We start from the raw sequence: 26256 nt of genomic DNA, 5'->3' as shown, positions 1-26256 counted from the left end.
GCGTGTCCGACCGCGACCTGCGGGACCGGGCGCCGTCCTCCTCGGAGGGCGGCGCCCGCCCCGCGCTGCGCCGCTGCGTCCGGGTCGACCCGGACGTCTTCGCCACCGAGCACTGGTCGCGCCGGCCGCTGCTGTCCACCGCCGAGGAGCTCGGTGGCACCTTCACCGACCTGCTCGACCTGGACGCCGTCGACGAGCTGCTGAGCAGGCGCGGCCTGCGGACGCCCTTCCTGCGGATCGCCAAGGACGGCGCCGTCGTCGACGCGAAGCGCTTCACCAGCCCGCAGGGAGCCGGCGCGGAGGTCGCCGACCAGGTCTCCTCCGACGCGGTGCTCCGGCTGTTCGCCGAGGGCAGCACCGTCGTCCTGCAGGGCCTGCACCGGCTGTGGCCGCCGCTGATCGACTTCGCCGGCCAGCTCGCCGCCGACCTCGGGCACCCCACCCAGGTCAACGCCTACGTCACGCCGCCGTCCTCGCGCGGCTTCTCCCCGCACTACGACGTGCACGACGTCTTCGTGCTGCAGGTCGCCGGCGAGAAGCACTGGACCATCCACGAGCCGGTGCTCGCCGACCCGCTGCGCACCCACCCGTGGACCGACCGGGCCGCCGAGGTGGCCGCTGCTGCCGAGCGCGCGCCGGTGATCGACACCGTGCTGCGCCCCGGCGACGCCCTCTACCTGCCGCGCGGCTACATCCACTCGGCGGTCGCGCTGGGCGAGATCAGCGCCCACCTGACCGTCGGCGTGCACTCGGTGACCCGCTGGGGTGCCGTCGAGTCCGCGCTGGACCTGGTCCGCACACTGGCCGCCGACGACCCCTCGCTGCGCGGCTCCCTGCCGCTGGGCGTCGACCTCGCCGACCCCGACGCCACGACCGAGGACGTCGCCGCGGTGCTCTCCGGGCTGCAGCGCTGGCTGGCCGACGTCGACCCGGCCGCGGTCGCCGACGCTCTGCGGGCCCGCACCTGGGGCCAGGTGCGGCCGGCCCCGGTCGCCCCGCTGGCGCAGTCCGCCGCGGCCGCCGCGCTCACCGCCGACACCGTCCTGCGGGTGCGCCCGCTGCTGCGCGCGCAGCTGCGCGCGCCGGCCGGCGACCGGGTCGCCCTCGTCGCCGGACGGCGGACGCACGACCTGCCGGCCGACACCCACCCGGCGCTGGCCGCCCTGCTCGCCGCCGGCGAGCTGAAGGTGGGCGACCTGCCCGGGCTGGACGCCGGGGACCAGCTCACCCTGGCCCGGCGGCTGGTGACCGAGGCGATCGCGGTCGTCCCCGACGCCCGGCCCGGTGGGGCCGGGGGGCACCATGGGGGCCGTGGCGACACCGGTGGGGCCTGAGCCGACCGGCGCCGACCCGGAGTCCTGCCAGGAGCCGGTGACGCCGGCGTCCCGCAGCTCCCCCGCCGGCCGGCTCGATGACGCCCGCTGCTCGGTGCAGGCGCTGCTGCGCGGTGACTCCCCGGTGGCGACGGCTCCGCCGGCCCGTCGCTGGCTGCTGGTCGAGCAACCCGGGCCCTGGGGGCGCGACGCGCTGCTGGAGTCCCGCTTCGACCGCCGGGTGGCCTCCCGGCTGGCCGCACGCGCCCGGGAGCTGGGCGTCCGGATCCAGCTGGTGCGGCGGGCCGGCGACCGGCTGGCCGACTCCGGCCGCCGCTGGGGGGTCGCCGACACCACCCCGGGCGTGGAGACGACCTGGTGGTCGACCCGGGAGAGCGACGCGGACCTGCTCGACCTGCCGTGGGACGGCTCGGTGGGCACGCCCTCGACCGCGCCCACCTACCTGGTCTGCACGCACGGCGCGCACGACGCCTGCTGCGCCGTCCGCGGCCGGCCGCTCGCCCGCGCGCTGGGCGCCGCCGACGTCTGGGAGACCAGCCACCTCGGCGGCGACCGGTTCGCCGCGAACGTCGTCGTCCTGCCCTGGGGGTTCGTCTACGGGCAGGTGCCCGAGGGCGGCGGCGAGCTGCTCGCCGCGCACGCCGCCGGCCAGGTGGCGCTGCCGTGGCTGCGCGGCCGGGCCGGGCTGGTGCCGGCCGCGCAGGCCGCCCAGCACCACGCGCGCACCGAGCTGGGGTTGCTTGGGGTGCACGACCTGCCGCCGCGGCGGGTGCGGGCGCTGCCGGCCCCGGCGCCGGGCACCGACCGGTTCGACGTCACCCTCGCCGCGCCGGACGGCGACGTGACGGTGACCGTGGAGAGCCGGCTGTCCGCTGCGGCGCACCGGCTCACCTGCGCGGCCCCGAACCCGGGCCACTGGCGCACCTGGCACCCGCTGGCGCTGCAGGTCGCCGCGCCGGCCTGACCGCTAGCGGAGCGCGCGGCCGCGGGCGGCGAGCAGCGGGATGGCCAGCTCCGCGGAGGTGAGCGAACCGTGGAAGGCCGCGAGCAGCGAGCTGTGCGGCTCGGTGGCGACGTCGGTGAACGCCCAGCTGCCCCGGGCCAGCGCGACGACGTCACCGATCCGGTCGGCGACGGACTCACGCACGTCGCCGAACAGGCCGCGCTCGATGGCCTCGTCCCGGCCGGCCACCCAGGCGCGGTGGCCGAGGACGGCGCGCCAGGTGGCCAGCACGTCGTCGGCGGCGCCGGGATCGGTGTGCACGTAGCGGGCCCGCGGCTCGCCGGTGAGCAGCCGGACGCCGTCGGTCAGCCCCGGCTCCTCGCCGATGTCGAGCCGGGTGGCGGCGGGGACGTCGACCATCCCGTGGTCGGCGGTGACCAGCAGGACGGCGTCGTCGGGGAGCCCGGCGGCGAGCTGCTCGACCATCCGGTCGACGACGCCGAGCTGGTGCCGCCAGCTGGCCGAGTCGACCCCGCGGACGTGCCCGGTGAGGTCGAGGTCGGCGGTGTAGCCGTAGACCAGGCTGCGGTCGCCGGTGGCCAGCGCCGCGTGCACCACGGCCACCAGGTCGCCGGGGCTGTAGGCGTTCGCGTAGTCGGCGCCGCGGTAGGCGGCTGCGGTCAGGCCGGAGCGGGCGAAGCTGTGCGGGCCGACCGCGGTGCAGGTGACCCCGTGCGCGGTGGCCTGCTCGAAGACGGTCTGCTGGGCCTGCCACTGCCGGGGGTCGGGGTCGTCGCGCCACTGGACGTGGTTGAGCGTGCGGTCCTCACCGGGCACCTCGGTGACGAAGCCGAGCACGCCGTGGCTGCCCGGCGGCAGGCCGGTGCCCAGGGTGGTGAGGCTGACCGGGGTGGTGCTCGGGCAGGGCGCGGACAGCACCCCGGCCGGGGTGCCCAGCGCGCTGAGCACCGGCGCCTCGTCGGGGTGCGCGGCCAGCAGCTCCGCCCCCAGCCCGTCGACCAGCAGGACCGCGACCCGGCGGGCGCCGCCCAGGGCGGGGGTGAGGTCCAGCGGGTCGACGGGGAGGTCGCCGCGGCGGACCGGCACCCCGAGGGCGGTCGCGACGCTGGGCAGCACGTCGGCGAGGGTGTTCGCGCCGTAGCTCGGGACCGCCAGGTCGTCGGGCAGCTCCATCAGGCAGCGGGACGGGTGGCCAGCACGTGCAGCGCGGTCGCCACGTCGCGGTAGGGCGAGGTGCTGGCCAGCGCGAGTTCCAGGGCGCGCAGCGCGTCGGCGTCGGCCCCGGTCGAGGCGCCGAGCAGGTCGGTGACGACGGAGACGCCCCGCCACTCCCCGGGCTGGAGGCCGGCGCCGGTCAGCAGCGCCAGCAGCTCGTCGGGGCTGAACCGGCGGCGGGCCGGGCCGCCGCGCGCGGGCGCCGGGTCCTGGCCGGTGAGCAGGGCGCGGGCCTCGACCGGGTGGCCGCCGACGGCGCGGGCCAGCACGGCGCCGGCCCGGTTGGCCGAGGCGGTGGACAGCTGCCCGCCGGGCCGCAGCACGCCGGCGATCTGCTGCAGGGTGCTGGCCGGGTCGTCGACGACCTCGAGGACGAAGTGGCAGAGCACCAGGTCGTAGCGCTCGCCGTCGGGCAGCACGGTGAGCATCCGGTCGCCGTCGCCCTGGACGCCGCGGACCCGTTCGCCGGCGCCGGCGGTGGCGGCCCGGCGGTGCAGGGTGGCGAGGGCGTCGGCGCTGGGGTCGACGACGGTGACCTGGTGGCCGAGCTGGGCCAGCGGGACGGCGAACATCCCGCTGCCGCCGCCGACGTCGAGCACCTGCAGCGGGGTGCCGGCGGTGGCCACCGGGTCGAGGGCGGCCCAGATCGCCGCCGTCCGGGCAGGGGGCTGCGCGAGGGCGGCGGGGTCGGTCACGGGCACCCGTCGGAGCCTAGTGGCGCCCCCGTCCGGGCGCTTCCCACCCGGTGGGACGGCGCACCGGGTGGGGCCGCGGCCGCCGGCCCGGTCCGGGACGGGTGGGGCGGGGGGCTGCTGTTGGTGCGCAGGAGGCCGCGAGTTCGTGCGCCTGCCGCATGGTGTGCGAACGGCGGCCCTACGTTCCCGGCCATGCCGAGCTACCGACTGATGGACGGGTACGGGCACCCGACCGACGTCTTCACCGCCGCCTGCGACGAGGAGGCCACCGCCTTCGGTCGGGCGCGGGCCCTGGACCACCCCCGACCCGAACCCCGCTTCGGCGGCCGCCGGGACTTCCAGGTGCACCGCGCCGACGGCGACCGCTGGCGCCTCCTCGTCGCCTTCGCCCCGGTGTAACGGCCCTGCTGCAGGGTCCCGCGCCGAGCTTGCGAGGCGTGGGGGGCAGCAGGGTCCTTCTTCAGTGGCCGGAGCTGCCGGGGCTGGAGTGCCACAGCTTCCGCGGCGGGGCCGAGGCCGCCTTGCGCACCGCGGTCGCGGCGTCGTCCCCGGCCGGCTTGATGTCCGCGTAGGGCGACATCCGGAACCCGGTGGGGTGCACCAGCACCGGCCGGACCACCACCGGCCGCGGCCCGTGGGACGCTGCCGCCCCGGCGATCGCCTGCTCGGTGTACTCCCCGGGCGCGGCCATCAGCTCGGCGACCGCGTCCAGGCCGCCTGCCTCCCACGCCTCGTGCAGCGCCGGGAGCTCCCACGCCCCGGTGGCCCGCATCGACACCCCGCGCGGCCCGGTGCGGCGCATCACCCCCCGCACCACCAGCAGCCAGGAGTGGAACACCGTCGCGGCGTAGGGCCCCTGCACGTCCTCGAAGAAGGTCGAGTCCGCGCAGCCGGTGCCGTCGTCGAGGGTCACGAACACCACCCGGCGGCCGGACCGGATCGGCGGGGTCTGGGTGGCCACCTTCACCCCGGCCACCAGCACCTCCGCACCGCTGCGGCAGCCCAGCAGCTCCCCCGCCGGCACCGCGCCCAGCGCCGCCAGGAACGGCCGGTAGAAGTCCACGACGTGCCGGCTGGCGTCCAGCCCGAGCACCTCCAGCTCGGCGCGCACCCGCTCGGCGTCGGTGAACTCCGGCAGCCCGGAGCTGACGAACTCCGGCGCCCCGGTGGCCTCCTCGGCGTCGAACAGCCCGGGGTCGCCGGTCTCGGTGCCGAACAGGTCGAGCCCCAGCTGCCCGGTGCCGGCCGCCTTGGCGCCGCTGCGGCTCCACCGGTCGAGCTCGCCGATCTGCAGCAGCAGGTCGCGGCGGGTGACCGACTGGCGGTGCCGGGTCGGCCGGCCGCCCTCGCTGTCGCGCACCTCGAACCCGTAGACCGAGTCGAACCCACCGGCCAGCACCAGCCGCTCCACCACCGGCCGGGACACGTTCGCCCGGTTCCAGAAGTCGGCCAGCGAGCGGTAGGGCTGACCGGCCACCACCCGGGCGACCTCGTCGTCGGTGATGCCCTTGACGTCGGCCAGCGACAGCCGGATGCCGTACCGCCCCGGGTCCGGCATCGACGCCGGCATCCAGCCCGGCCGGGGCCGGGCGCCGTCGTCCTCCTCCCCGGGAGCCTCGTCCACCCGTTCCACCCGGTAGCTGCCGGCCGAGGCGTTGACGTCCAGCCCCAGCACCCGCACCCCGAAGTTGCGGGCGTCGTCGAGGATCAGCCGCTTGGGGTACATCCCCGGGTCGTGGGTGAGCACCCCGGCCAGGAACGCCGCGGTGTGGTGGGTCTTCAGCCAGGCCGACTGGTAGGTGGGCAGCGCGAACGCCGCCGCGTGGGCCTTGCAGAACCCGAAGGAGCCGAAGGCGACCAGCACCTCCCACACCTGCTCGACCACCGCGACGTCGAAGCCCTCCTCCAGGGCCCGCGGGGCGAACCAGGCCTTGACCTCGGGGTGGGCGTCCTTCTCCCCCAGCGCCCGGCGCACCTCGTCGGCACTGGCCAGGTCGCAGCCGGTCATCACCGACACGATCTGCAGCACCTGCTCGTGGAAGACCACCACCCCGGCGGTCTCCTCCAGCGCCGGCTGCAGCGCCGGGTGCAGGTAGACCGGGTCCCGCCAGCCGTTCCGGGCCATCAGGAACGGGGTGACCATGTCGCTCTTGACCGGCCCGGGCCGGAACAGCGAGATGTCGACGATGAGGTCCTCGAAGGTCTTCGGACCGAACTTGCCGACCAGCTCCCGCTGCCCCGGCGACTCGATCTGGAACATGCCGAGCGTGCGGGTGCTGCGGATGAGCTCGAAGGTGGCCGGGTCGTCGCGGGGGACGGCGTCGATCTCCACCTGCTCCCCGTCGACCCGGGCCACCTCGTCCATCGCGTGCGCGATCGCCGACTGCATCCGGATGCCCAGCAGGTCCAGCTTGAGCAGCCCCAGCTCCTCGACGTCGTCCTTGTCGAACTGGCTCATCGGGTAGCCGAGGTAGCTGAGCTCGACCGGGGTGCGGTCCAGCAGCGTCGCGTCCGACAGCAGCACCCCGCACGGGTGCAGTGCGATGTGCCGGGGCAGCCCGTCGAGCCGGGCGACCAGGTCGAACACCAGGTCGAGGTCACCGCTGCCACCGGTCCGCTGCGAGCCCATCCGGCTGGCCCGCAGCTCCGGCAGGTCGCGCAGCGCCGCGTGCACCTGGTTGGCCCGGATGTGCGGGAACGCCTTGGCGATCGCGTCGACCTCGGCCGGCGGCAGCCCGAGCGCGGCGCCGACGTCGCGGATCGCGTGCCGGACCCGGTAGGTGTCCATCATCGAGATGCAGCTGACCCGGTGCGCACCGAAGCGGTCGATCACCGCGTCGTAGACCTCCATCCGCCGGGCGGACTCGACGTCGATGTCGATGTCGGGCAGCTGGACCCGCAGCGGGGAGAGGAACCGCTCCATCAGCAGGCCGTAGCGGATCGGGTCGACGTCGGAGATGCCCAGCAGGTAGGTGACCAGGCTGCCCGCGCCGGACCCCCGGGCGGCGGCCCGCACCCGCAGCTCCTTGATCAGCCCCACCACGTCGGCGACGGTGAGGAAGTAGGAGGGGTAGCCCAGGGAGTCGATGACCGACAGCTCGTCGTCCAGCCGCTCCCGCACCGCGGCCGAGGGCGTCATCGCCCGCCGGCCGAACCCGGCCTCGCAGCGCGCCCGCAGCACCGCCGAGGGGCCCATCCCCCGCTCGGCGGGCGTGGTGACCACGTCGAGCTCGGGGTAGCGGACCGTGCCGATGCCCAGGTCCTCCCGCACGTCGACCGCGCACTGCTCGGCGACCCGGGCGGTGGTGGCCAGCAGCCGCGCGGCGGCGTCCCGGTCGGGACCGGCCAGGTCCTCGGCGACGTCGGCCATCTCCTTGCCCGACTTGAGGTACCCCTCGGCGGTGCGCCGGTCGACGTGCCGCTGCCCCAGCGGCACCAGCCGGCGGGCGGCGTCGAGCACGTCGGCGGTGGGCGCGTCGAAGGTGTCGACGTAGCGCACGGCGTTGGTGAGCACCGCCGGCACCCCGGTCGCGGCGGCGAACCGCAGCATCGCCTGCGCCCGGGAGCGGTCGCCCTGGCCGCGGTGGTGCACGACCTCGAGGACGAGCCCTCCGGCGCCGAACACCGACCGCCAGGCGGCCAGCCGGGCCCGCGCCAGGTCCTCCTGGCCGGCGGCGAGCGCCCGGCCCACCGAGGAGTCCGGCCCCAGCAGCGCGAGGAGCCCGGTGGAGTGGGCGGCGGCCAGCTGGAGCGAGCTGACCGGCTCCCCGCGGGTGCCGCCGAGGTGGGTGGCGCTGGTCAGCCGGCACAGCGAGGCCCAGCCGGCGCCGTCCTTGGCCAGGAAGGTGACCCGCGGCAGCCGCGGGTCGACGCTGGCCCCGCCCCGGGCCGGTGACCGCCGGCCGGCCGGGTGCCGGGCCCGGTGCAGGTCGGCGGCCCGGACCCGGCCGGGCTCCCCCGGTTCGCCGCCGGCTGCCGGGTCGACGGCGAGGTCGACCCCGAACAGCGGCCGGATGCCGGCCGACTGGCAGGCGAGGGCGAACTTCACCGCCCCGTACAGGCCGTCGCGGTCGGTCAGCGCCAGCGCGTCCATGCCGTGCTCGGCGGCCCGGGCGACGAGGTCGGCCGGGTGGTTCGCGCCGTGCCGCATCGAGTAGCCCGAGGCGACGTGCAGGTGGACGAAGGGGTCGCTCACTGACCCGGGCGCGCGGAGGGACGGCGACGCCCGCCGTCCGTCGAGCGCAGCCGGGCCGGGGGCTGGGGCGGCACCGCGCGGCTGATCGCCCCCTCCACGACGCCGAGGAACGTGCCGGCGTCGCGGACCAGGTCGTCGGCCTCCCGCTCGGTGACCGCGTGGCTGATGCCCGCCTCGGCCGCGGCCCGCTTGGCGGCGCCGGCGGCGAAGAACGCCGCCCACTCGGCCAGCTCGGGTGCGACCTGGCCGATGAGCACCCAGGCGCTGCGCGGCCGGCGGCGGCCGGGCTCGGGCCGGGTGCGGGCGGCCAGCACCGCGGCCGCACCGCGCAGCGCGGCCAGGTGCGCGGTGGCGTAGCGCCAGCCGGCGTCGGGGCAGGCGGCCGCCTCGGCCAGCCCGCGGTGGGCCTGGCCGAGCAGCTGGGCGGCGTGGGCCGGCAGCGGCGGGGGCAACGGCAGCTGGTCGGCGACGGGGAGCTCGTCGAACGACATGGCGCGGACCGCGCCCATCAGTCGTGGACCCGGACGAGCAGCCACTGGTTGGCCGTCGGCTCCCACGACAGGTCGAACACCCCGGCGAAGTCCGACCGGGACCGTCCTGGGCGGACCGCCTCCACCCGCCAGACCTGCCGGGTGGCGACCAGCTCCGCCGACGCGCCGCCCCCGGCGTCGCCCTGCCACCACGGTGCGGTCTCCACCCAGGAGTCGAGCAGCTCCCCCACCAGGTAGCGGGTCTGCCCGCGCCAGAACCGGGCCGGCCCCGACGGCCCCTGCTCGACCTGCACCTCTTCACCGACGCGGCCTCCGGCCCCGACGAGCACCCGGCTCATGACAGACTCCCGCACTCTCGCCCCCACCGGCCGCGCACCACCCGGCGGGGAAGCGCCCCGGAGGGCGCCGGGCGGGTGTGCGACCGGTGTTCGAACAGGTGTTCGAACACCGATGAGTAGACCGGACCGGGGCAGGGGCGTCAAGCCGACACGGGGGTGCCGGTGGACGTGTCGTTACAGCGACTGCACCCACGCCCGGGCGGCGTACTCGTGGCCGCACGGCCACCCCGCGGCCGGGCAGCGGGTGCTCGTGCGGAGGGCGGCTGAGCCGGGTGGCGCACCGGAGCCGCACCGATGGGAGGATCGCGGCATGACCGGAGCGGAGACCCCGCACCCCCGGGTCGCCGAGGTCGCGCGGCAGCTGCGCGCGGCCGGGGCCGCCGGCGAGGTGCGCGTGCTGCCCGAGAGCGCCCGCACGGCCGCCGCCGCCGCGGCCCAGCTCGGGGTGGAGGTCGGCGCGATCGCCAACAGCCTGGTGTTCGACGCCGGCGGCGAGCCGCTGCTGGTGCTCACCAGCGGCGCCCACCGCGTCGACGAGGCCCTCGTCGCCGACCTGCTCGGCGTCCCGGCCCTCACCCGCGCGACGCCGGAGTTCGTCCGCCGGCACACCGGCCAGGCCATCGGCGGGGTCGCCCCGATCGGGCACCCGGCACCGATCGGCACCCTGGTCGACGTCGAGCTCGCCCGGCACGGCACGGTCTGGGCCGCCGCCGGGCACCCGCACACCGTCTTCCCCACCACCTACGACGAGCTGCTGCAGCTCACCGAGGGCACCCCCGCCGAGGTGGGTCCCGGTCCGGTCGCAGCAGCGCAGCCCGACGCAGGAGCGACCTCCCGATGACCGACACCACGCCCGCCACCCGGGTGACCGAGCTGCCCACCCGCTGGCTGCGCGACCACCTGCACGAGGCGCTGGCGATCTACGGCGCGGCCATGGGCTACGGCGACTCCGTGGTCGCCGGCCGCTACGGCTACGCCGTCCAGCACACCGAGCGGCCCGGCTTCCGCGCCGTGGGCGGCTTCGCCCGCACCGCCGAGGGCGAGCAGCTGGTCGGCTTCGGCTACGGCTACCTGGTGGCGCCGGGCCAGTGGTGGCACGACCAGGTGCGCAACGCGCTGGACCGGCGGACGGCGAAGCAGTGGCTGCCCGGGGCCTTCGAGGTCTGCGAGCTGCACGTGCACCCCGACCACCAGAGCCGCGGCCTGGGCCGGCAGCTGCTGCACGCGCTGGTGGCCGACCTGCCGCACCCCGCGGCGCTGCTGAGCACCCCGGACACCGACACCAAGGCGTTCCGGCTCTACCACGCCGACGGCTTCGTCGACCTGGCCCGCGGCTACCACTTCCCCGGCGACGCCCGGCCGTTCGCCATCCTCGGCGCCCGGCTGCCGCTCACCCCACCCCGACCGAAGGACTGATCACCGTCGACGCAGTGGCCGACGCCGTCGTCATCGGCTCCGGCCACAACGGCCTGGTCGCCGCCTGCCACCTGGCCCGGGCCGGCCTGCGGGTCGAGGTCGTGGAGTCCGACGAGGTGCTCGGCGGTGCGGTCTCCACCGTCGAGCGCTGGCCGGGGGTGCGGGTCGACCGCGGCTCCAGCGCGCACGTGATCATCCGGCACAGCGGGGTGGTCGAGGAGCTGGAGCTCGAGCGCTTCGGGCTGCGCTACATCGACTGCGACCCGTGGGGCTTCGCCCCGGCACCCACCCCCGGGGACGACGGACCCGACGGCCGGCCGCTGGTGTTCTCGGTCGACCTGGACGCCACCTGCGCCTCCATCGCCGCCGCCTGCGGGGACGCCGACGCCGCCGCCTACCGCCGGTTCGTCGGGGTGTGGGGCCCGCGCAGCGCCGCGGTGGTGAAGGCCTTCGGCGACCGGCCCAGCCCCAGCCGGCTGGTCCGGCACCTGTGGCCGGTCGGTGCGCCGCGCCGGGGCCAGCCGCGCACCCCCGGCGGGGAGATCGCCACCGACTTCCTGGGCTCCGGCGACGCCCTGCTGGACCGCTGGTTCACCAGCGAGCGGCTCAAGGCGGCGCTGGCCTGGTTCGGCGCCCAGTCCGGTCCGCCGATGTCCGAGCCCGGCACGGCCGCGATGGTCGGCTGGGTGGCGCTGCTGCACGACGTCCCCCCGGGCCACCCGGTGGGCGGCTCCGGCGGGCTCACCCAGGCGCTGGCCGCCCGGCTGGCCGCCGACGGCGGCCGGGTCACCCTGGGCGACGGCGCCGCCCGGCTGCTCGTCGGGGGTCCGGACGACGACCGGCGGGTCACCGGCGTGCAGACGGTCTCCGGACGGCGGATCAGCGCCCCGGTCGTCGTCGCCGCCTGCCACGTGCTCGCCACCCGCGACCTGGCCGGCGCCGACGCCCCGCCCGCGCTGGCCGACGCGGACCCGCCGCTGGGCAACGGCTTCGGGCTGGTGCTGCGCTGCCAGACCGACGCGCTGCCGGCCTACCCCGGCGTCGGGGACGAGGCGTTGCAGGGGCTGCAACTGCTGTGCACCGACCGGGCCCAGCTGGCCCGGGCACACGGCGACTGGCTGGCCGGGGAGGTCCCGCGCGAGCCGGTGCCGCTGGCGATGTCGTTCTCCGCGAGCGACCCGACCCTGGCGCCGGCCGGCCAGCACGTCGTCACGATCTGGGGCCAGTGGTACCCGTACGCGCTGGCCAACGGCAGCAGCTGGGACGACCTGGCCGAGCCGGCCGCCCGGCAGCTCGTCGCGGCCGTCGACCGGTACGCGCCCGGGTTCGCCGACTCGGTACAGCGGATGTACGTCCAGACGCCGCTGCGGCTGGAGCAGGAGCTGTCGCTGCTGCGGGGCAACGTCATGCACGTGGAGATGGGCCTGGCCAGCATGTTCGGCTTCCGGCCCACCCCGGCGCTCTCCGGCCACCGGGTGCCGGGGCTGGGCGGGCTGTACCTGACCGGCGCCTCCACCCACCCCGGCGGCGGCGTGTCGGGCAACTCCGGGCGCACCGCGGCCCGGGTGGTGCTCGCCGACCGCCGGCCGGCCGCCCGGCTGCGGGCCGGCGTGGGCCGGCGGCTGCGGGGCCTGCGCCGGTGACCGGCACGCCGACCCTCCGGCGACCGGGCACCCGCGCCGTCGTGCCGCTGGTGCTGGCGCTGCTGCTCGTCGCCACCGCGATCGCCTACCCGCTCACCGACGGGTCGGCGCGGGACGCGGTGAGCTGGGCGATCGTGCTGCTCGGCTCCGGGGTGTCGGTGAGCCACGCCGCGCTCAGCCGGGGCCTGCGCACCGGGCTGGCCACCGCGGCCCTGGTCGCCGTCGTCGCCGTCCTGGCCGAGGCGCTGGGGCTGGCCACCGGGTTCCCGTACGGCGAGTACTCCTACAGCGACGTGCTCGGGCCCACCCTGCTCGGGGTCCCCTTCCTGGTGCCGCTGGCCTGGCTGCTGATGGCCTGGCCGAGCTGGCTGCTGGCCGCCCGGCTCGCGCCGCGTTCCCGCCCGGTGCGGGTGCTGGTCGCCGCCTACGTCTTCGCCGCCTGGGACGTCGTCCTGGACCCGCAGATGGTGCAGGCCGGCTACTGGCGCTGGGCCCACCCGGAGCCCGGCCTGCCGGGGATCGACACGGTGCCGCTGACCAACCTGGCCGGCTGGCTGCTCGCCGGGCTGGTGCTGATGACGCTGCTGGACCTGGTGGTCGAGCGCACCGCCCGCCCCGGCCCGCCGGCCGTCGGCGACCTGGCGCCGCTGCTCACCCTGGGCTGGATGACGCTGGGCGGCGCGCTGGCGCACGCGGGCTGGCTGGACCTGCCCGGCTCCGCGGCCTGGGGCGTCGTCCTGGCGCTGCCGGTGCTCGCCGCGGTGGTCGCGCAGGAACGGGCCCGGCGGAGGTGATCCGCGCGCTGGTGCGCGGCGGCGCGGCGCTGTCGGTCCTCGGCGCGCTGCACGCGGCGGTCAACACCCGGCTGCTGCGCCGGCCGCCGGCGCTCCCCCGGCGGGTCACCCGGCCGGTCACCGTGGTGCTGCCGGTCCGCGACGAGGCCGACCAGGTGGCCGGCTGCGTGGCCGCAGTCCTGGACCAGCGGGGCGTCGACGCGCTGCGGGTGGTGGTGGTCGACGACGGCTCGACCGACGGCACCGCCGGGCGGGTGGTCGCCGACGACCGGGTGCAGCTGGTCCGGGCCGTGCCGCCGGGGCCGGGGTGGCTGGGCAAGCCGAGCGCCTGCGCGCAGGGCGCGGCCGCCGCCGGGGACGCCGACGTGCTGGTGTTCGTCGACGCCGACGTGCGGCTGGTGCCCGACGCCGTCGCCAAGGCGGTGGCCGTGCTGGACGACGCGGGGCTCGACCTGGTCTCCCCGTGGCCGCGGCAGCTCGCCGGCAGCGCCGCGGAGCGGCTGGTGCAGCCGCTGCAGCAGTGGCTGTGGGGCACGCTGCTGCCGCTCCGGCTGGCCGAGCGCTCCCCGCGGCCGTCGCTGGCGGCGGCGAACGGCCAGTTCCTGGTGGTCCGCCGCGCGGCGTACGACCGGGCCGGCGGGCACGCCGCGGTGCGCGGCGAGGTGATCGAGGACATCGCGCTGCTGCGCGCGGTCAAGGCCGCCGGTGGCCGCGGGGTCGTGGTGGACGGGTCGACGCTGGCCGCCTGCCGGATGTACGACGGCTGGGCCGGGGTGCGCGACGGCTACGCGAAGTCGCTGTGGTCGGCGCTGGGCGGCCGGCCGGCCGGCGCCGTGGCCGCCGCGACCGTGCTGAGCGCGGTCTGGCTGCTGCCGCCGCTGGCCGCGCTCACCGGCTCGCGGGCCGGGCTGGCCGGCTACGCCGCCGGGGTGGCCGGCCGCGCGGTCGTGGCCGCCGGCACCGGCGGGCGGGTGTGGCCCGACGCGCTGGCCCACCCCGTGTCGATCGCCCTGCTCGACGTGCTGGTCGCCCGTTCGGTGGCCGGCCACCGCCGGGGCGTCCTGCAGTGGCGCGGGCGGTCGGTGACCGGCGCGCCGGGTCCGGCGCCGTCGGCCACGATGGGGCGGTGACCTCCCCCGCGCGCGTGCACTTCGACCCCGCCGAGATGGACCCCGGCGCCTTCTACCGGGTGCTGAACTCGGTGGTGGTGCCGCGGCCGATCGCCTGGGTCTGCACCCGCTCGGCCGCCGGCGTGCTCAACCTGGCGCCGCACTCCTTCTACACGGTGGCCTGCGTCGACCCGCCGGTCGTGCAGTTCACCTCGGTGGGCCGCAAGGACTCGCTCACCAACGCCGAGGAGACCGGCGAGTTCACCGTCAGCCTGACGCCGGAGCAGCTGTTCGAGCAGGTCAACGCCACCGGCACCGACTTCCCGCCGGAGCACGACGAGGCCGAGCACACCGGCGTCCACCTGGAGCCCAGCGACGTCGTGGGAGTGCCGCGGGTCGCGGAGTCGCCGGTGTCCCTGGAGTGCAGGCTGCACGGCACCGTCTCCTTCGGCGACAGCACCGTCGTCTTCGGCCGGGTGGTGCACGCCGCCGTGCACGAGACCGCCGTGCGCGACGGCCGGCCGCGGATCGACCAGCTGCGGCCGCTGGCCCGGCTGGGCGGCAACGAGTGGTCGACGATCGGCGAGGTCAGGGAGATCCGCCGGATCCCGTACCGCGACTGGACCGAGGACCCCGGCATCGGCGAGCGGCTCCGCGGGAGTTGACGAAGGACCCCGCTGCCCCTCGTCGCTCGCGAGCTCGCGACGGGCCCCTGCAGCGGGGCCGGTGTCACGGCAGGTGCGGGGCGACCTCGTCGGCCGCGTCGGCGCCGAACGCCTCGGCGAACCGGGCCAGGAACGCCTCGCGGGGCAGCGTGTACTCCTGGGTGCCGATCACCTCGACCGCCGCGGTCGCCACCGCCGAGCCCACCTGGGCGGCGCGCTCGACGCCCAGCCCCCACTGCCGGGCGGCGACGAAGCCGGCCCGCAGCGCGTCGCCACCACCGGTCGGCTCGACCGGCTTGGTCTCCGGGACGGCGATGACGTCGATCGGCGCGGTGTCGGCCTGCTCGACCCGCACCCCGTGCGCGGCCCGGGTGGTGACCCAGGTGCCGACCCGGGCGAGCACGTCGGCGTCGGTCCAGCCGGTCTTCTGCAGCAGCAGGCCGTGCTCGTAGTTGTTGGTGAACAGCAGGTCGGCGCCGTCGACCAGCTCGCGGATCAGCTCGCCGTCGGCCCAGGCCAGCTGCTGGGAGGGGTCGGCGAGGAAGCGGTAGCCGAGCTGCCGGCACTCCTGGGTGTGCTGGGCCATCGCGGTCGGGTCGTTGGGGCCGACGATGACCAGGTCGATGTCGCCGACCCGCTCGGCCACCGGGGCCAGCTCGATCATCGAGGCCTCGCTCATGGCACCGGAGTAGAACGACGCGATCTGGTTGTTCGCGACGTCGGTGGTGCAGGTGAACCGGGCGGTGTGCTTGAGCTCGGACCAGTGCACGCTGCCGGTGTCGACCCCGTGCCGGGTCAGCCAGGCGTCGTAGTCGGCGAAGTCGGCGCCGACCGCGCCCACGAGCACCGGCCCCAGGCCCAGCAGCGCCAGGCCGTAGGCCATGTTCGCGCCGGCCCCGCCGCGGTGCTGGACCAGGTCGTCGACCAGGAAGGAGAGCGAGACCTCCTCCATCTGACCCTCGACGAACTGGTCGGTGAACTTGCCGGGGAAGGTCATCAGGTGGTCGGTGGCGATGGATCCGGTCACGACGACGGGCATGAGGGGGCTTCCTCCGGGACGGCGGCCGCCAGCGGCCGGCGGACCCGGCGGTTTCGAGCACCGGGCGGGTCCAGCGTAGGAGCCGCCGTCGGGGCCCGCCCGCGGTGGGTCCGGTCAGTCGGCCAGCGCGCGGCGCAGCTGCACCCCGAGCTGGGCGGTCCCGACGACGCCGAGCAGGCAGCCCACCGCGGCCCCGGCGGTGACGACCACCCCGGTGAGGTCGAGCCCGGTGAGGTCGAGCCCGGCGACCACCCCGGCGCCGCCGAGGGAGAACCCGGCCATCGCCACCCGGGTGGGTCGCTCCCACACCGAGATCGCGCCGGTCTCGCTCACCCCGGCCTGCCCGGCCCGGGCCCGCAGGTAGTCCGGCAGCCAGCACAGCGCCCCGAAGGCGACCGCCAGCCAGCCCGGCGCACCGGCGACCCAGAAGGCCACCGCGTAGGCCACCTCGGTGAGCCGGTCGACCGCGGAGTCCAGCACGAACCCCCGCCGGGACGCCCGGCCGCCGGCGATCGCCAGCGCCCCGTCGAGGGAGTCCAGCAGCCCGGACAGCCCGATCAGCAGCCCGGTGGCGACCAGCCAGCCGCCCCCGGCGACGGCCGGTCCGATCGCCGCGCCGGCCACCACCAGCCCCAGCGCGGTCGCGGCCAGCGGCGACATCCGGGCCAGCGGCACGGCCAGCCGGTAGGCCAGGGTCAGCCAGCCGTGCACCAGCCGGCTGTCGGCCGGGTCGGTGCCACCGTGCCAGCGCGACCAGGCCGCCAGGTACTCGTCCCGGGTCAGCACCGGACCAGTCCACCACGCCCGGCCGCCGGAGCAGGGACAGTGGTGGCGTGCTCGCTGGTCTCGCCCCCGCCCGTCGTCGCCTGGTCCTGCTGCTGCTGGCGCTCGTCCTGGTCGCCGTCGCGGCCGTCACCGCCGCGGTCGTCGTCCCCCGGCTCACCGACGACGGTCCGGGGGTGGCGGCCACCCAGGACGACGTCCCGGGCCCGGTGCTGCTCGTGCCGGGCTACGGCGGCTCGACCTCGGCGCTGCAGGTGCTGGCCGACCGGCTGACCGCGACCGGGCGGGACGCGACCGTCGTGGCGGTGCCCGGCGACGGCACCGGTGACCTCACCGCCTCCGCCGACGTGCTGGCCGGCGCGGTCGACGACGCCCTGGCGCGCACCGGCGCCGACAGCGTCGACGTCGTCGGCTACTCCGCGGGCGGCGTCATCGCCCGGCTGTGGGCCGCCGACGGCGGAGCGGGGCAGGCGCGGCGGGTGGTCACCCTCGGCTCGCCGCACCACGGCACCACCGTCGCCGACCTGGCCGCCGGCGTGCTGCCCACCGAGTGCCCCGAGGGCTGCCGGCAGCTGACCACCGGCAGCGAGCTGCTGAGCCGGCTCAACGCCGGGGACGAGACCCCCGAGGGCCCGACCTGGGTGTCGGTCTGGACGACGGCCGACCAGACGGTGACCCCGCCGGACTCCGCCGTCCTCGAGGGTGCGGTGGACCTGCGGGTGCAGGACGTCTGCGCCGACTCGCGGGTCGCGCACGGGCAGCTGCCCACCGATGCTCTCGTCCAGGGCATCGTGCTGGCGCAGCTGGCCGCCGGCCCGCCCGTGGAGCTCGGCTCCGCCGACTGCGCGCGGCTGTCGGCCGGCTAGGAGCTGATGTCCTTGGTGGTGAAGTTCGCCCAGGCGGCCCCGAGCAGCACCGCCACGTAGACGCCCTGCAGCGCCAGCCCGCGGACGACGTCGCGCCACTCGATCGGTGAGCGGAACAGGTCGACGAAGGCCAGCCAGTACCGGGTCGGCAGGTAGGGCGCGAAGGACGACGCGGCGTCCAGGGTGAACAGCAGCGAGGAGGCCACCAGGATGCCGAGGGCGCCGAGCATCGCGGCCAGCGGCGAGTCGGTGAGGGTGGAGAAGAACAGCGCGAACGCCGCGACGCCGAGCATCGAGACGGTCACGTAGCCGATGGCCAGCACCGTCCGCCCGGAGATCTCCGCCGGCGTCAGCGTCGTCCCGGACAGCGACGTGCCGCCGATCGGCTGGACGTCGAACAGCAGCTGGCCGGCCAGGTAGCCGACGACCGCCACGACCAGCACGGTCACCGCGACGAACGCGAACACCGACACCAGCTTGGCCACCAGCAGCCGGGTGCGCCCCGCGGGCCGGGCCAGCAGGTAGCGCAGCGTGCCGGCCTGGGCCTCCCCCGCCACCGAGTCCCCGGCGATCAGCGCCACCGCGATGGGCAGGAACAGCGGCAGGACGATGGCCAGGGCGGCCAGCGGGTACAGCGTGCCGTTGGTGAGCACCGCGGAGAGGAAGACCGGGCCCTCGCCGGGCCGCGGCGCCAGGTCGGTGACCGCCAGCAGCACCGCGACCAGCACCGGCAGGGCGTTGAGCAGGGCGATCGTCACCCAGGTGCGCGGACGGCGGAACAGCTTGCGCAGCTCGACGGCGATCACCGGCGCGACCGCTCCCCCGGCGCGTCGACCCGGTCGGCGCTGCTGCTGGCCGCGGCCAGCACCACCTCCTCCAGGGTCGGGCGCTCCAGCGCGAGGCCGGTGACCGGCACGCCGGCGCCGACCAGCGCGGCGTTGACCTCGGCCGGGTCCTCGCCGCGCACGACCGCGCGGCCGGCGTCCAGGCGGAGCACCCGCCCGTCCAGCGCGGCCCGCACCCGCTCCGGGTCCGGGGTCTCGACGACGGTCGCGCCCGTCGGGGCGGTGAGCGTGGCGAGCTGGTCCTGCAGCACCAGCCGGCCGCGGTCCAGCACGCCGACCCGGGTGCACAGCTGCTCGACCTCGGCCAGCAGGTGGCTGGACAGGAACACCGTCGTCCCACCGCGGTGCAGGTCCAGCAGCAGGTCGCGGACCTCGTGGATGCCCTGCGGGTCCAGCCCGTTGGTCGGCTCGTCGAGCACCAGCAGCTCCGGCCGGCGCAGCAGCGCCGCACCCAGCCCCAGCCGCTGCCGCATGCCCAGCGAGTACGCCTTGACCGGCTTGCGGCCGACCCCGGCCAGGCCGACCTGCTCCAGCACGGTGTCGATCCGGGCCCGGCGGCTGCGCCGGGAGCCGCCCGGGCCGGCGGCGTCCAGCAGCGCCAGGTTCGCCCGGCCGGACAGGTGCCCGTAGTGCGCCGGCCCCTCGATCAGCGCGCCGACGCGGGGCAGCACCCGCCGGGCGGCCTTCGGCATCGGCTCGCCCAGCAGCTGCACCGACCCCGACGTGGGCAGCACCAGGCCCAGCAGCATCCGCACCGTCGTCGTCTTGCCCGAGCCGTTGGCGCCGAGGAAGCCGTAGACGTCGCCGGCCCGGACGTCCAGGTCGATGCCGTCGACCGCGCGCAGCCGGCCGTACCGCTTGGTCAGGCCCTGCGTCCCGATGACGGTGCTCAGCGGTCCCCTCCGGTCAGCTCGGTGGCCGCCCCGGCCAGCGCGTCGAGGTCGACGGTGCCGACGGCGAGCACCGGCCCGTCCGGCCCGCGCAGCAGCATCAGGCCCAGCGGCCCGGCCGCGATGCGCACACCGAGCTCGTCGGCGACCGCGTCGGGTGAGGCCCGCAGCGCGTCCAGCAGCGGCCCGGCCACCCGCCAGGGCAGCGGGCTCACCGCCAGCAGGGTGACGCCGCGGCCGTAGACCCCGACGCCGCGCGGCGCCCCCTCGATGGTGCGGCGCGGCAGCCCGGCCAGCTCGTCGGGCAGCCGGACGCGGTCGCCGTCCCGGGCGGCCCGGTCGGCGGCCTGCAGCAGCCGGGCGTCCTCCCCGGCCCGCACGTCCGCGCCCGGCGGGACGTCGAAGGCGACCACGTCGGCCGCGGGGGTGCCCAGCTCGAAGTCGAGGAAGCCGGTGTCCAGGGCCGGGCCGGCGCCGGCGTCCTCGCCGACGACCTGCACCCGCAGCGGGACGCCGCTGTCGGCGTCGACCCAGACGTCGACCCGGGCCACCGACGCCGCCTCCTCGGCCGGCACCAGCCGCAGGCCGAGGGCGTCCCGGCCGGCGACCCGCTCGGCCCCGAGCCGGGACAGCTCGCCGTCGGTGGCCTCGGACAGCAGCCGCCGGCCCAGCGTGCTGGGCAGCAGGTCGGGCGCGGCCGGCAGCGCCAGCGGGCTCGGCTCGCTGCGGGTGGCCACGTCGTCCTCGTACTCCCACGTCCAGGTGCCGGTGCCGTCGGCGTGCACCCCGGTCTCCCCGGTCGGTGTGACGACGTCGACCCGCCAGTCGGCCGGCCCGCGGTACCAGGCGCGCATCGTCGTCCGGTCGCTGAGCAGGTCCGCGACGCCGGTCAGCTGGTCGGCCACCGGGAGGGCCAGGCCGCCGGCGGCCTGGGCGTGGCCGGTGAAGGCGACGCCGGTCGACGCCAGTGCCTGCCGGCGCAGCTCGGGCGCGGAGGTGGCGGCGTCGGAGGCCGGCAGGGCGCCCACCACCGACGGCAGCGCCAGCAGGACGGCGACACCGACCCCGACGACGGCCCAGCGGCCGGCTGCCCCGGTGCGTCGGCTGGCCACCCGGCCACGGTACGACGGTCTCGCGCGGGCAGGTCGCCGGACGGGGTGCCGGGCACCGGGCCGGCGCATAGCGTGCCCCCATGGCCGCCCCGATCAGTGACGCCGTCGTCGTCGACGTGCTGCGCCGCGTGGACCGCGGGCTCGGCCCGCTGGTGCAGCGGCTCGGCCGCCCCCCGCGGCTGTCCCCGGCCCAGCGCGCCGCCTGGTGGGCGGGCCGGGTGAGCCGGGTGGCCGCCGGGGTGTCGGCCGCCCCGCGCCTCGCCGGCAAGCTCGCCGACCTGCTCCCGCTGCAGAACACCGTGGGGTCGGCGGTGCAGGCCCTCGTCGTCCTGGGCGTGGCCCGCGAGCACGGCGTCGACGACCAGGCGGCCCGGGTCGCGCTGCTGGCCGAGGTGCTGCTGAACCGGCAGCTGCCGGTCGAGCGGGTGCAGCCGCTGCTGGCCCGCAGCCGCGGGGTGTACGTCGACGAGGCCCTGGGCGAGGACCGGTCCGGGCTCGACGGCGCGGCGCGCAGCGTGTGGCGGGCCGCCCGGCTGCTGAGCCGGATCGACGACGCCCTCGACGCCCGGCCCAAGGGCAAGCTGCGGCACCGGGCGCTGGCGCAGCTGCCCGTCGTCGGCGTCGTCGGGGGCTACGCCGCCGAGCGGGAGGGCCTGCGCCGGGCCGCGCTCGAGGCCGAGGAGCTGCTCGGCGGCGGCCCCGGCGTCAGAGCGCGTTGACCCCGGCGAGCGCCTCGTACACCTCACGGGTCGCCGTCGACCGGTTCATGGTGATGAAGTGGATGCCGGGCACGCCCTCGGCCAGCAGCCGCTCGCACATGCCGGTGGCCACCTCCACGCCGTAGGCCCGCACCGCCTGCTTGTGCTCCGGGGTGTCGCCGTCGAGCTCGGCGAACCGCTCGGCCAGCTCGGCGGGGAAGGCCATCCCGGACAGCTGCACGATCCGGCTGATCTGCCGGACGTTGGTCACCGGCATGACCCCGGCGATGACCGGGACGTCGCAGCCCCGGGCGGTGACCCGGTCGCGCAGCCGCAGGTAGTCCTCGACCCGGAAGAACATCTGGGTGATCGCGAAGTCCGCGCCGGCCCGGCACTTGGCCACGAACATGTCGGTGTCGGCCTCGAAGTCCGGCGAGCGCGGGTGCCGCTCGGGGAAGGCCGCCACGCCGACGGAGAAGTCGCCGATGTCCTTGATCAGCTCGACCAGCTCGGCGGCGTACCGCAGGCCCTGCGGGTGGGCGGCCCACTCGGCCTGCGGGTCGGCGCCCGGCGGGTCACCGCGGAGCGCCAGCAGGTTGCGCACGCCGGCCGCGGCCAGCCGGCTGATCACGTGCCGCAGCTCGGCGACGCTGTGGTCGACGGCGGTCAGGTGGGCCAGCGGCAGCATCGTCGTCTCGCTGGTGATCCGCTCGGTCACCGAGACGGTGCCCTCGCGGGTCGAGCCCCCGGCGCCGTAGGTGACCGAGACGAAGGAGGGACGCAGCGACTCGAGCTGGCGCAGCGCGGTCCACAGCTGCGCCTCGCCCACCTCGTCCCGGGGAGGGAAGAACTCGAAGGACCACGTCGGCTGCTCCGACTGCAGGAGCTCGCGCACGGTGTCGGTCATGCCCGCCGAGGGTACGGGCGCCGGGGGCACCACCGGCGCACCGCTGTCCCCGACGGGGAGTCGCGCCCCGCCGAGTTGCGCAATACTCGCTGTGTGACAGTCGGGACGCAGCAGCGCGCCACCACCATCGACGGCTCTGCCGTGCCGCCCCTGGCGGCCGCCGACCTGGACCGCGTGCGGGCCGCCGTGGAGTCGGCGCTGCGCGCCTTCCTGACCGAGCAGCGGGCGACGCTGGCCGGCATGGCCGCCGAGCTGGAGCCGGTCGCCGACGAGGTGGCCGCGGTCGCCGGCGGCGGCAAGCGGCTGCGCCCCGCCTTCGCCTACTGGGGCTGGCGCGGCTTCGTCAGCCCCGACGACGCCGCCGCCGAGGCCGACGACGCGGTCCTCCGCGCGGTCGCCGCGCTGGAGCTGGTGCACAGCAGCGCGCTGGTGCACGACGACGTGATGGACGCCGCGGTCACCCGGCGCGGCCGCCCCTCGACCCACGTCGGCTTCGCCGACCGGCACGGCGGGCTGTCCCTGGACGGCGACGGCAGCGCATTCGGCGTGGGCGCGGCGATCCTGGTGGGCGACCTGGCGCTGGTCTGGTCCGACGAGCTGCTGCGCCGCTCGGGCATCTCCGCCGACGCGCTGGCCCGCGCCCGGCCGGTCTGGGACACCATGCGCACCGAGGTCACCGCCGGCCAGTACCTGGACCTGCTCCGCGCCGCCGGCGGGCTGCCCGGTCCCGCCGGCGCGCTCAAGGTCGCCCGGTACAAGAGCGCCGGCTACACGGTGCAGCGGCCGCTGCAGCTCGGCGCGGCGCTGGCCGGTGCCGGCCCGGACGCCCTCGACGCCTGCTCGGCCATCGGCCTGCCGCTGGGCGAGGCCTTCCAGCTGCGCGACGACGTGCTCGGCGTGTTCGGCGACCCCGCCGTCACCGGGAAGTCCGCCGACGACGACCTCCGCGAGGGCAAGCGCACCCTGCTGGTGTCGCTGACCGAGGAGGGCAGCGACGCCGCGGGGCGCGCGCTGCTGACCGGCGCGCTGGGCAACACCGCCGCCGGCGCCGAGCAGCTGGACGGCGTCCGCGCGCTGATGACCCGCTGCGGCGCGCTGGACCGGGTCGAGGAACGGATCGCCGAGCAGACCGCCCGGGCCCGCGAGGCGATCGCCACCGCGCCGCTGGCCGACGACGCGCGCCGCGCCCTGGACGCGCTCGCCGTCGCGGCGACGACGCGCACGGCGTGAGCCGCACCCTGCGCACCGTCCCCGGCCGCACCGACCGGGTCGTCGTCATCGGCGCCGGCCTGGCCGGGCTGTCGGCCGCGCTGCGGCTGCGCGGCGCCGGCCGGGAGGTCACCGTGGTCGAGCGCGGCCCCGGTCCCGGCGGCCGGGCCGGCGTCCTCACCCGGTCCGGTTACACCCTGGACACCGGGCCGTCGGTCTTCACCGCCCCCGAGCTGCTCGCCGACGCCTTCGCCGCGGTGGGCGACCGGATGGAGGACCGGCTCACGCTCCTCCCGCTGGACACCACCTACCGCGCGCAGTTCGCCGACGGCTCGCACCTGGACGTGCACGCCGACCGGGTCGCCTTCGCCGCGGAGGTCGAGCAGCTGTGCGGCCCCGGCGAGGCCGCCGCGCTGCTGCGCTACCTCGACGACCTGGCCGAGCTGTACCGGCTGCAGCTGCGCACCTTCATCGACCGCAACCTGGACTCCCCGCTGGACCTGGTCGGCCCGGAGCTGCTCCAGCTCGTCCGCCGCGGCGGGTTCCGCCGGCTGTCCTCCCACGTCGACGGGTTCTTCACCGACGACCGGCTGCGCCGGCTGTTCAGCTTCCAGGCCCTCTACGCCGGGGTCTCGCCGTTCCGGGCGATCGCCGCCTACGCGGTCATCGCCCAGCTCGACATCGGGGCCGGCGTCTGGCACCCGGCCGGCGGCATCGGCGCGGTCCCCCGGGCGATGGCCGCCGCAGCGGCCGACGCCGGCGTCGGGTTCCGCTACGACACCGAGGCGGTGCTGGAGCTGTCCGGCAGCCGGGTCACCGGGGTCGTGCTGGACGGCGGCGAGCGGCTGCCCGCCGACGCCGTCGTGGTCACCGCCGACGCCCCGCACCGGCTGGTGCCGGGCCTGCGCGGCCCGCGCCGGCCGGTCTACTCGCCGTCCTGCGTGGCCCTGCACCTGGGCGTGCGCAGCGAGCTGCCCGGCCAGGCGCACCACACGATCAGCTTCGGCGCGGCCTGGGAGCAGGTGTTCGCCGAGCTCACCCGCGAGGGCAGGCCGATGAGCGACCCGAGCCTGCTGGTCAGCATGCCGTCGGTCACCGACCGGTCGCTGGCGCCCGGCGCCGGGCAGGTGCTCAGCGTGGTGGCCCCGACGCCCAACCTGGACCCGCGCAGCGGCGGCAACGCCGAGCTGGACTGGACGGCGCTGGCGCCCCGCTACCGGGACGAGCTGCTGGCCACCCTGGAGACCCGGGGCTGGACCGGCATCGGCGAGCAGATCGAGGTGGAGGAGCTGCTCACCCCGCTGGACTGGGCCGAGCAGGGGATGGCCGCCGGCACGCCGTTCGCCCTGGCGCACACCTTCGGCCAGACCGGCCCCTTCCGGCCCTCGACGCTGCCCCGCAGCGGCCCGGAGAACGTGGTGCTGGCCGGCTCGTCGGTGCAGCCGGGCGTCGGCGTCCCGATGGTGGTCATCTCCGGCCGGCTCGCCGCCGAGCGGATCACCGGGCCGGTGCCGGCGTGACCGCCGTCCCCCCGGCCGGCCGGGCCGAGCAGCAGGCCCGGCTGGACGCCGCCTACGCCGTCTGCCGCGGGATCGCCGCCGAGCACGGCAAGTCCTACTTCCTGGCCACCCGGCTGCTCACCCCCGACCGCCGGCCGGCGGTGCACGCGCTGTACGCCGCGGCCCGGGTGGCCGACGACATCGTCGACGTGGGCGCCGACCAGCCCGGCCGGGACCCGGAGGGCGAGCTGCTGGCCTGGTCGCAGGCGGCCCTGGCCGAGCTCGAGGCGGGCTGGTCGGACGACCCGGTGCGGCTGGCGCTGGTGCACACCTACCGGCGGTACGACATCCCGCGGGAGCACCTGGTCGACTTCCTGGCCGCGATGACCAGCGACCTCGACGTCACCGGCTACGCCGACCTGGCCGCCCTGGACCGCTACATGTGGGGCTCGGCGTCGGTGATCGGGCTGCAGGTGCTGCCCGTGCTGGGCACCGCGCCCGGGGTGGCCCGCGAGGAGGCCGCGCCGCACGCGATCGCGCTGGGCGAGGCCTTCCAGCTGACCAACTTCCTGCGCGACGTCGGCGAGGACGTCGACCGCGGCCGGGTCTACCTGCCCGCGGACCTGATGGCCGCCCACGGCGTCACCCGCGAGCAGCTGGCGGCCAAGCGGTTCGACGACCGGTTCCGGCAGCTGATGCGGGAGATGGTCGACGTCGTCCGGCGCCGGTACGACGACGCCGCTCCCGGCACCCCGCTGCTCGCGCCCGAGTCCCGGGACTGCGTGCGGGCGGCCACCGATCTCTACGGCGGCATCCTCGCCGCGATCGAGCGGGCCGACTACCGGGTGCTGGACCGCCGGGTGTCGGTGTCGAAGCCGCGCCGCCTGGCGGTGTTCGCCCGCCGGTTGACCGCCGCCCAGCTGGCCAGGGTGAGGGTGACCATGGCCCAGCCGAAGAGCAGGTCCTCGACCGGGGCGTAGGCGATCCGCGGCCCCCAGATCGCGCGTTCGTCGTAGGTGACCACCCCGAGGCCGGTGAGCACGCCGTTCATCAGCAGCTGGAAGAACACGATGATCGCGTAGGCGGTCCAGTAGGCCCGCCGGGTCACCATCCGGGTGCGGTAGACCACCAGGTCGAGCACGAGCACGGCGACGACGGCGGTCACGGCGAGCGCCGAGTAGCTCATCGGGTGCGCTCCGGCTCGGCCTCGACCGCCGGGTAGCCGGCGTCCCAGCGGGTCACCTTCCGCACCGCCTCCAGCGCGAGCACCGAGGCCAGCGGGACGACGAGGAAGAACAGCACCTCCTCCACCGGGATGCCGCCGGGGAGCCGCACGCCCAGGGTGTAGCGGTCGCTGTAGTCCCAGTGGCCCTGGGCGATGGCGTAGAGCACCCAGACGACGAACACGGTGAACTCCGGGAGCACCGCCAGCAGCAGCCGGCGCCAGCGGGCGTAGACCCGCACCCCCAGCAGCAGCTCCAGCGGCGCGGTGACGACGAGGCAGCCGACCAGCAGCGACAGGTAGGTCAGGTGCCCCATCGGACGGCGG

The 26256-nt window shown here is 76.8% G+C and carries 26 protein-coding genes and 1 pseudogene; 14 read left to right on the top strand and 13 right to left on the bottom strand.

The genetic code is table 11. The annotated features are described in order from the left end of the window. Positions 1-2 precede the first annotated feature (2 nt). Positions 3-1334, top strand: a complete 1332-nt coding sequence (locus tag HL054_RS04945; protein WP_369137676.1) for a cupin domain-containing protein — start codon at positions 3-5, stop codon at positions 1332-1334. Continuing rightward, positions 1303-2298: a sucrase ferredoxin gene (locus HL054_RS04940; protein WP_440347916.1), complete on the top strand. Its 996-nt coding sequence runs from the start codon at positions 1303-1305 to the stop codon at positions 2296-2298. Before HL054_RS04945 ends, HL054_RS04940 begins: the two co-directional genes overlap by 32 nt. A gap of 3 nt (positions 2299-2301) precedes the next feature. On the opposite strand, the gene HL054_RS04935 is transcribed toward HL054_RS04940, so the two are convergent. Continuing rightward, positions 2302-3471, bottom strand: coding sequence for an alkaline phosphatase family protein (locus HL054_RS04935; RefSeq protein ID WP_369137674.1), 1170 nt, complete (start codon positions 3469-3471; stop codon positions 2302-2304). Beyond that, entirely contained in the window at positions 3471-4214 is a 744-nt protein-coding gene (locus HL054_RS04930) for a class I SAM-dependent methyltransferase (RefSeq protein WP_369137672.1), read from the bottom strand. Before HL054_RS04930 ends, HL054_RS04935 begins: the two co-directional genes overlap by 1 nt. A gap of 186 nt (positions 4215-4400) precedes the next feature. Here HL054_RS04930 and HL054_RS04925 point away from each other — a divergent pair, with 186 nt between their 5' ends. Then, positions 4401-4607: a hypothetical protein gene (locus HL054_RS04925; protein WP_369137671.1), complete on the top strand. Its 207-nt coding sequence runs from the start codon at positions 4401-4403 to the stop codon at positions 4605-4607. A gap of 61 nt (positions 4608-4668) precedes the next feature. On the opposite strand, the gene HL054_RS04920 is transcribed toward HL054_RS04925, so the two are convergent. Genes HL054_RS04920 through HL054_RS04910 form a run of 3 tightly spaced genes read right to left on the bottom strand, consistent with a single transcriptional unit; the run spans position 4669 to position 9232 of the window. Then, positions 4669-8403, bottom strand: a complete 3735-nt coding sequence (locus HL054_RS04920; protein ID WP_369137670.1) for a DNA polymerase III subunit alpha — start codon at positions 8401-8403, stop codon at positions 4669-4671. Continuing rightward, positions 8400-8894, bottom strand: coding sequence for an SAV_6107 family HEPN domain-containing protein (locus HL054_RS04915; RefSeq protein WP_369137669.1), 495 nt, complete (start codon positions 8892-8894; stop codon positions 8400-8402). The genes HL054_RS04920 and HL054_RS04915 overlap by 4 nt, the downstream gene beginning before the upstream one ends. Positions 8895-8911: 17 nt before the next feature. Then, positions 8912-9232, bottom strand: coding sequence for a DUF6504 family protein (locus tag HL054_RS04910; protein ID WP_369137668.1), 321 nt, complete (start codon positions 9230-9232; stop codon positions 8912-8914). A gap of 310 nt (positions 9233-9542) precedes the next feature. Between HL054_RS04910 and HL054_RS04905 the strand changes: the two genes are divergently transcribed. The 6 genes from HL054_RS04905 to HL054_RS04880 are packed head-to-tail and all read left to right on the top strand — an operon-like array spanning position 9543 to position 14859. Next, complete coding sequence (locus tag HL054_RS04905) at positions 9543-10073, top strand: YbaK/EbsC family protein (RefSeq protein WP_369137667.1); 531 nt, start codon at positions 9543-9545, stop codon at positions 10071-10073. Next, the gene (locus tag HL054_RS04900; RefSeq protein WP_369137666.1) at positions 10070-10648 is read left to right on the top strand and encodes a GNAT family N-acetyltransferase; all 579 of its coding nucleotides are present in this window, start codon (positions 10070-10072) and stop codon (positions 10646-10648) included. The genes HL054_RS04905 and HL054_RS04900 overlap by 4 nt, the downstream gene beginning before the upstream one ends. A 14-nt stretch (positions 10649-10662) precedes the next feature. Continuing rightward, complete coding sequence (locus HL054_RS04895; RefSeq protein ID WP_369137664.1) at positions 10663-12291, top strand: phytoene desaturase family protein; 1629 nt, start codon at positions 10663-10665, stop codon at positions 12289-12291. Next, a complete protein-coding gene (locus HL054_RS04890; protein WP_369137663.1) occupies positions 12288-13085 on the top strand; it encodes a carotenoid biosynthesis protein in 798 nt (265 codons plus the stop codon). The genes HL054_RS04895 and HL054_RS04890 overlap by 4 nt, the downstream gene beginning before the upstream one ends. Then, complete coding sequence (locus HL054_RS04885) at positions 13082-14215, top strand: glycosyltransferase (RefSeq protein WP_369137662.1); 1134 nt, start codon at positions 13082-13084, stop codon at positions 14213-14215. Before HL054_RS04890 ends, HL054_RS04885 begins: the two co-directional genes overlap by 4 nt. Further along, a complete protein-coding gene (locus HL054_RS04880) occupies positions 14212-14859 on the top strand; it encodes a flavin reductase family protein (protein ID WP_369137661.1) in 648 nt (215 codons plus the stop codon). The genes HL054_RS04885 and HL054_RS04880 overlap by 4 nt, the downstream gene beginning before the upstream one ends. 64 nt (positions 14860-14923) lie before the next feature. Here the strand turns inward: HL054_RS04880 and HL054_RS04875 are convergent, their stop codons facing one another. Together HL054_RS04875 and HL054_RS04870 are read right to left on the bottom strand one after the other, a co-directional pair. Then, a complete protein-coding gene (locus HL054_RS04875) occupies positions 14924-15898 on the bottom strand; it encodes a carbohydrate kinase family protein (protein WP_369137660.1) in 975 nt (324 codons plus the stop codon). Positions 15899-16012: 114 nt separating this feature from the next. After that, entirely contained in the window at positions 16013-16684 is a 672-nt protein-coding gene (locus HL054_RS04870; RefSeq protein ID WP_369137659.1) for a CDP-alcohol phosphatidyltransferase family protein, read from the bottom strand. Positions 16685-16731: 47 nt separating this feature from the next. On the opposite strand from HL054_RS04870, the gene HL054_RS04865 reads away from it, so the two are divergent. Then, the gene (locus HL054_RS04865) at positions 16732-17547 is read left to right on the top strand and encodes a lipase family alpha/beta hydrolase (protein ID WP_369137658.1); all 816 of its coding nucleotides are present in this window, start codon (positions 16732-16734) and stop codon (positions 17545-17547) included. On the opposite strand, the gene HL054_RS04860 is transcribed toward HL054_RS04865, so the two are convergent. Genes HL054_RS04860 through HL054_RS04850 form a run of 3 tightly spaced genes read right to left on the bottom strand, consistent with a single transcriptional unit; the run spans position 17544 to position 20394 of the window. Beyond that, positions 17544-18353, bottom strand: coding sequence for an ABC transporter permease (locus HL054_RS04860; RefSeq protein ID WP_369137656.1), 810 nt, complete (start codon positions 18351-18353; stop codon positions 17544-17546). The two genes, HL054_RS04865 and HL054_RS04860, sit on opposite strands and share 4 nt — an antisense overlap. Next, complete coding sequence (locus HL054_RS04855; protein WP_369137974.1) at positions 18350-19237, bottom strand: ABC transporter ATP-binding protein; 888 nt, start codon at positions 19235-19237, stop codon at positions 18350-18352. Before HL054_RS04855 ends, HL054_RS04860 begins: the two co-directional genes overlap by 4 nt. Positions 19238-19281: 44 nt before the next feature. Beyond that, a complete protein-coding gene (locus HL054_RS04850; RefSeq protein ID WP_369137654.1) occupies positions 19282-20394 on the bottom strand; it encodes a LolA family protein in 1113 nt (370 codons plus the stop codon). Between the two features lie 80 nt (positions 20395-20474). Between HL054_RS04850 and HL054_RS04845 the strand changes: the two genes are divergently transcribed. Continuing rightward, a complete protein-coding gene (locus HL054_RS04845) occupies positions 20475-21113 on the top strand; it encodes a hypothetical protein (protein WP_369137653.1) in 639 nt (212 codons plus the stop codon). Here HL054_RS04845 and metF read toward each other — a convergent pair. Beyond that, positions 21100-21999: a methylenetetrahydrofolate reductase [NAD(P)H] gene (gene metF, locus HL054_RS04840; RefSeq protein ID WP_369137651.1), complete on the bottom strand. Its 900-nt coding sequence runs from the start codon at positions 21997-21999 to the stop codon at positions 21100-21102. The two genes, HL054_RS04845 and metF, sit on opposite strands and share 14 nt — an antisense overlap. 93 nt (positions 22000-22092) lie before the next feature. On the opposite strand from metF, the gene HL054_RS04835 reads away from it, so the two are divergent. The 3 genes from HL054_RS04835 to HL054_RS04825 are packed head-to-tail and all read left to right on the top strand — an operon-like array spanning position 22093 to position 25687. Continuing rightward, the gene (locus HL054_RS04835) at positions 22093-23229 is read left to right on the top strand and encodes a polyprenyl synthetase family protein (protein WP_369137650.1); all 1137 of its coding nucleotides are present in this window, start codon (positions 22093-22095) and stop codon (positions 23227-23229) included. Further along, positions 23226-24728: a phytoene desaturase family protein gene (crtI, locus tag HL054_RS04830; RefSeq protein WP_369137649.1), complete on the top strand. Its 1503-nt coding sequence runs from the start codon at positions 23226-23228 to the stop codon at positions 24726-24728. Before HL054_RS04835 ends, crtI begins: the two co-directional genes overlap by 4 nt. Then, entirely contained in the window at positions 24725-25687 is a 963-nt protein-coding gene (locus tag HL054_RS04825) for a phytoene/squalene synthase family protein (protein ID WP_369137648.1), read from the top strand. Before crtI ends, HL054_RS04825 begins: the two co-directional genes overlap by 4 nt. On the opposite strand, the pseudogene HL054_RS04820 reads toward HL054_RS04825, so the two are convergent. Both HL054_RS04820 and HL054_RS04815 read right to left on the bottom strand, forming a co-directional pair. Then, positions 25684-25893, bottom strand: a pseudogene (locus HL054_RS04820) (lycopene cyclase domain-containing protein); the annotation flags it as partial. The gene HL054_RS04825 and the pseudogene HL054_RS04820 overlap by 4 nt on opposite strands. After that, complete coding sequence (locus tag HL054_RS04815; protein WP_369137647.1) at positions 25890-26246, bottom strand: lycopene cyclase domain-containing protein; 357 nt, start codon at positions 26244-26246, stop codon at positions 25890-25892. The pseudogene HL054_RS04820 and the gene HL054_RS04815, both read right to left, overlap by 4 nt. Between the last annotated feature and the right edge of the window lie 10 nt (positions 26247-26256).

This window comes from Modestobacter versicolor, from assembly GCF_041028285.1.
GTDB classification, from domain to species: domain Bacteria; phylum Actinomycetota; class Actinomycetes; order Mycobacteriales; family Geodermatophilaceae; genus Modestobacter; species Modestobacter versicolor_A.
The sequence above is the reverse complement of the archived record's forward strand: the minus strand, read 5'-3'. Positions and strand labels throughout refer to the sequence as shown.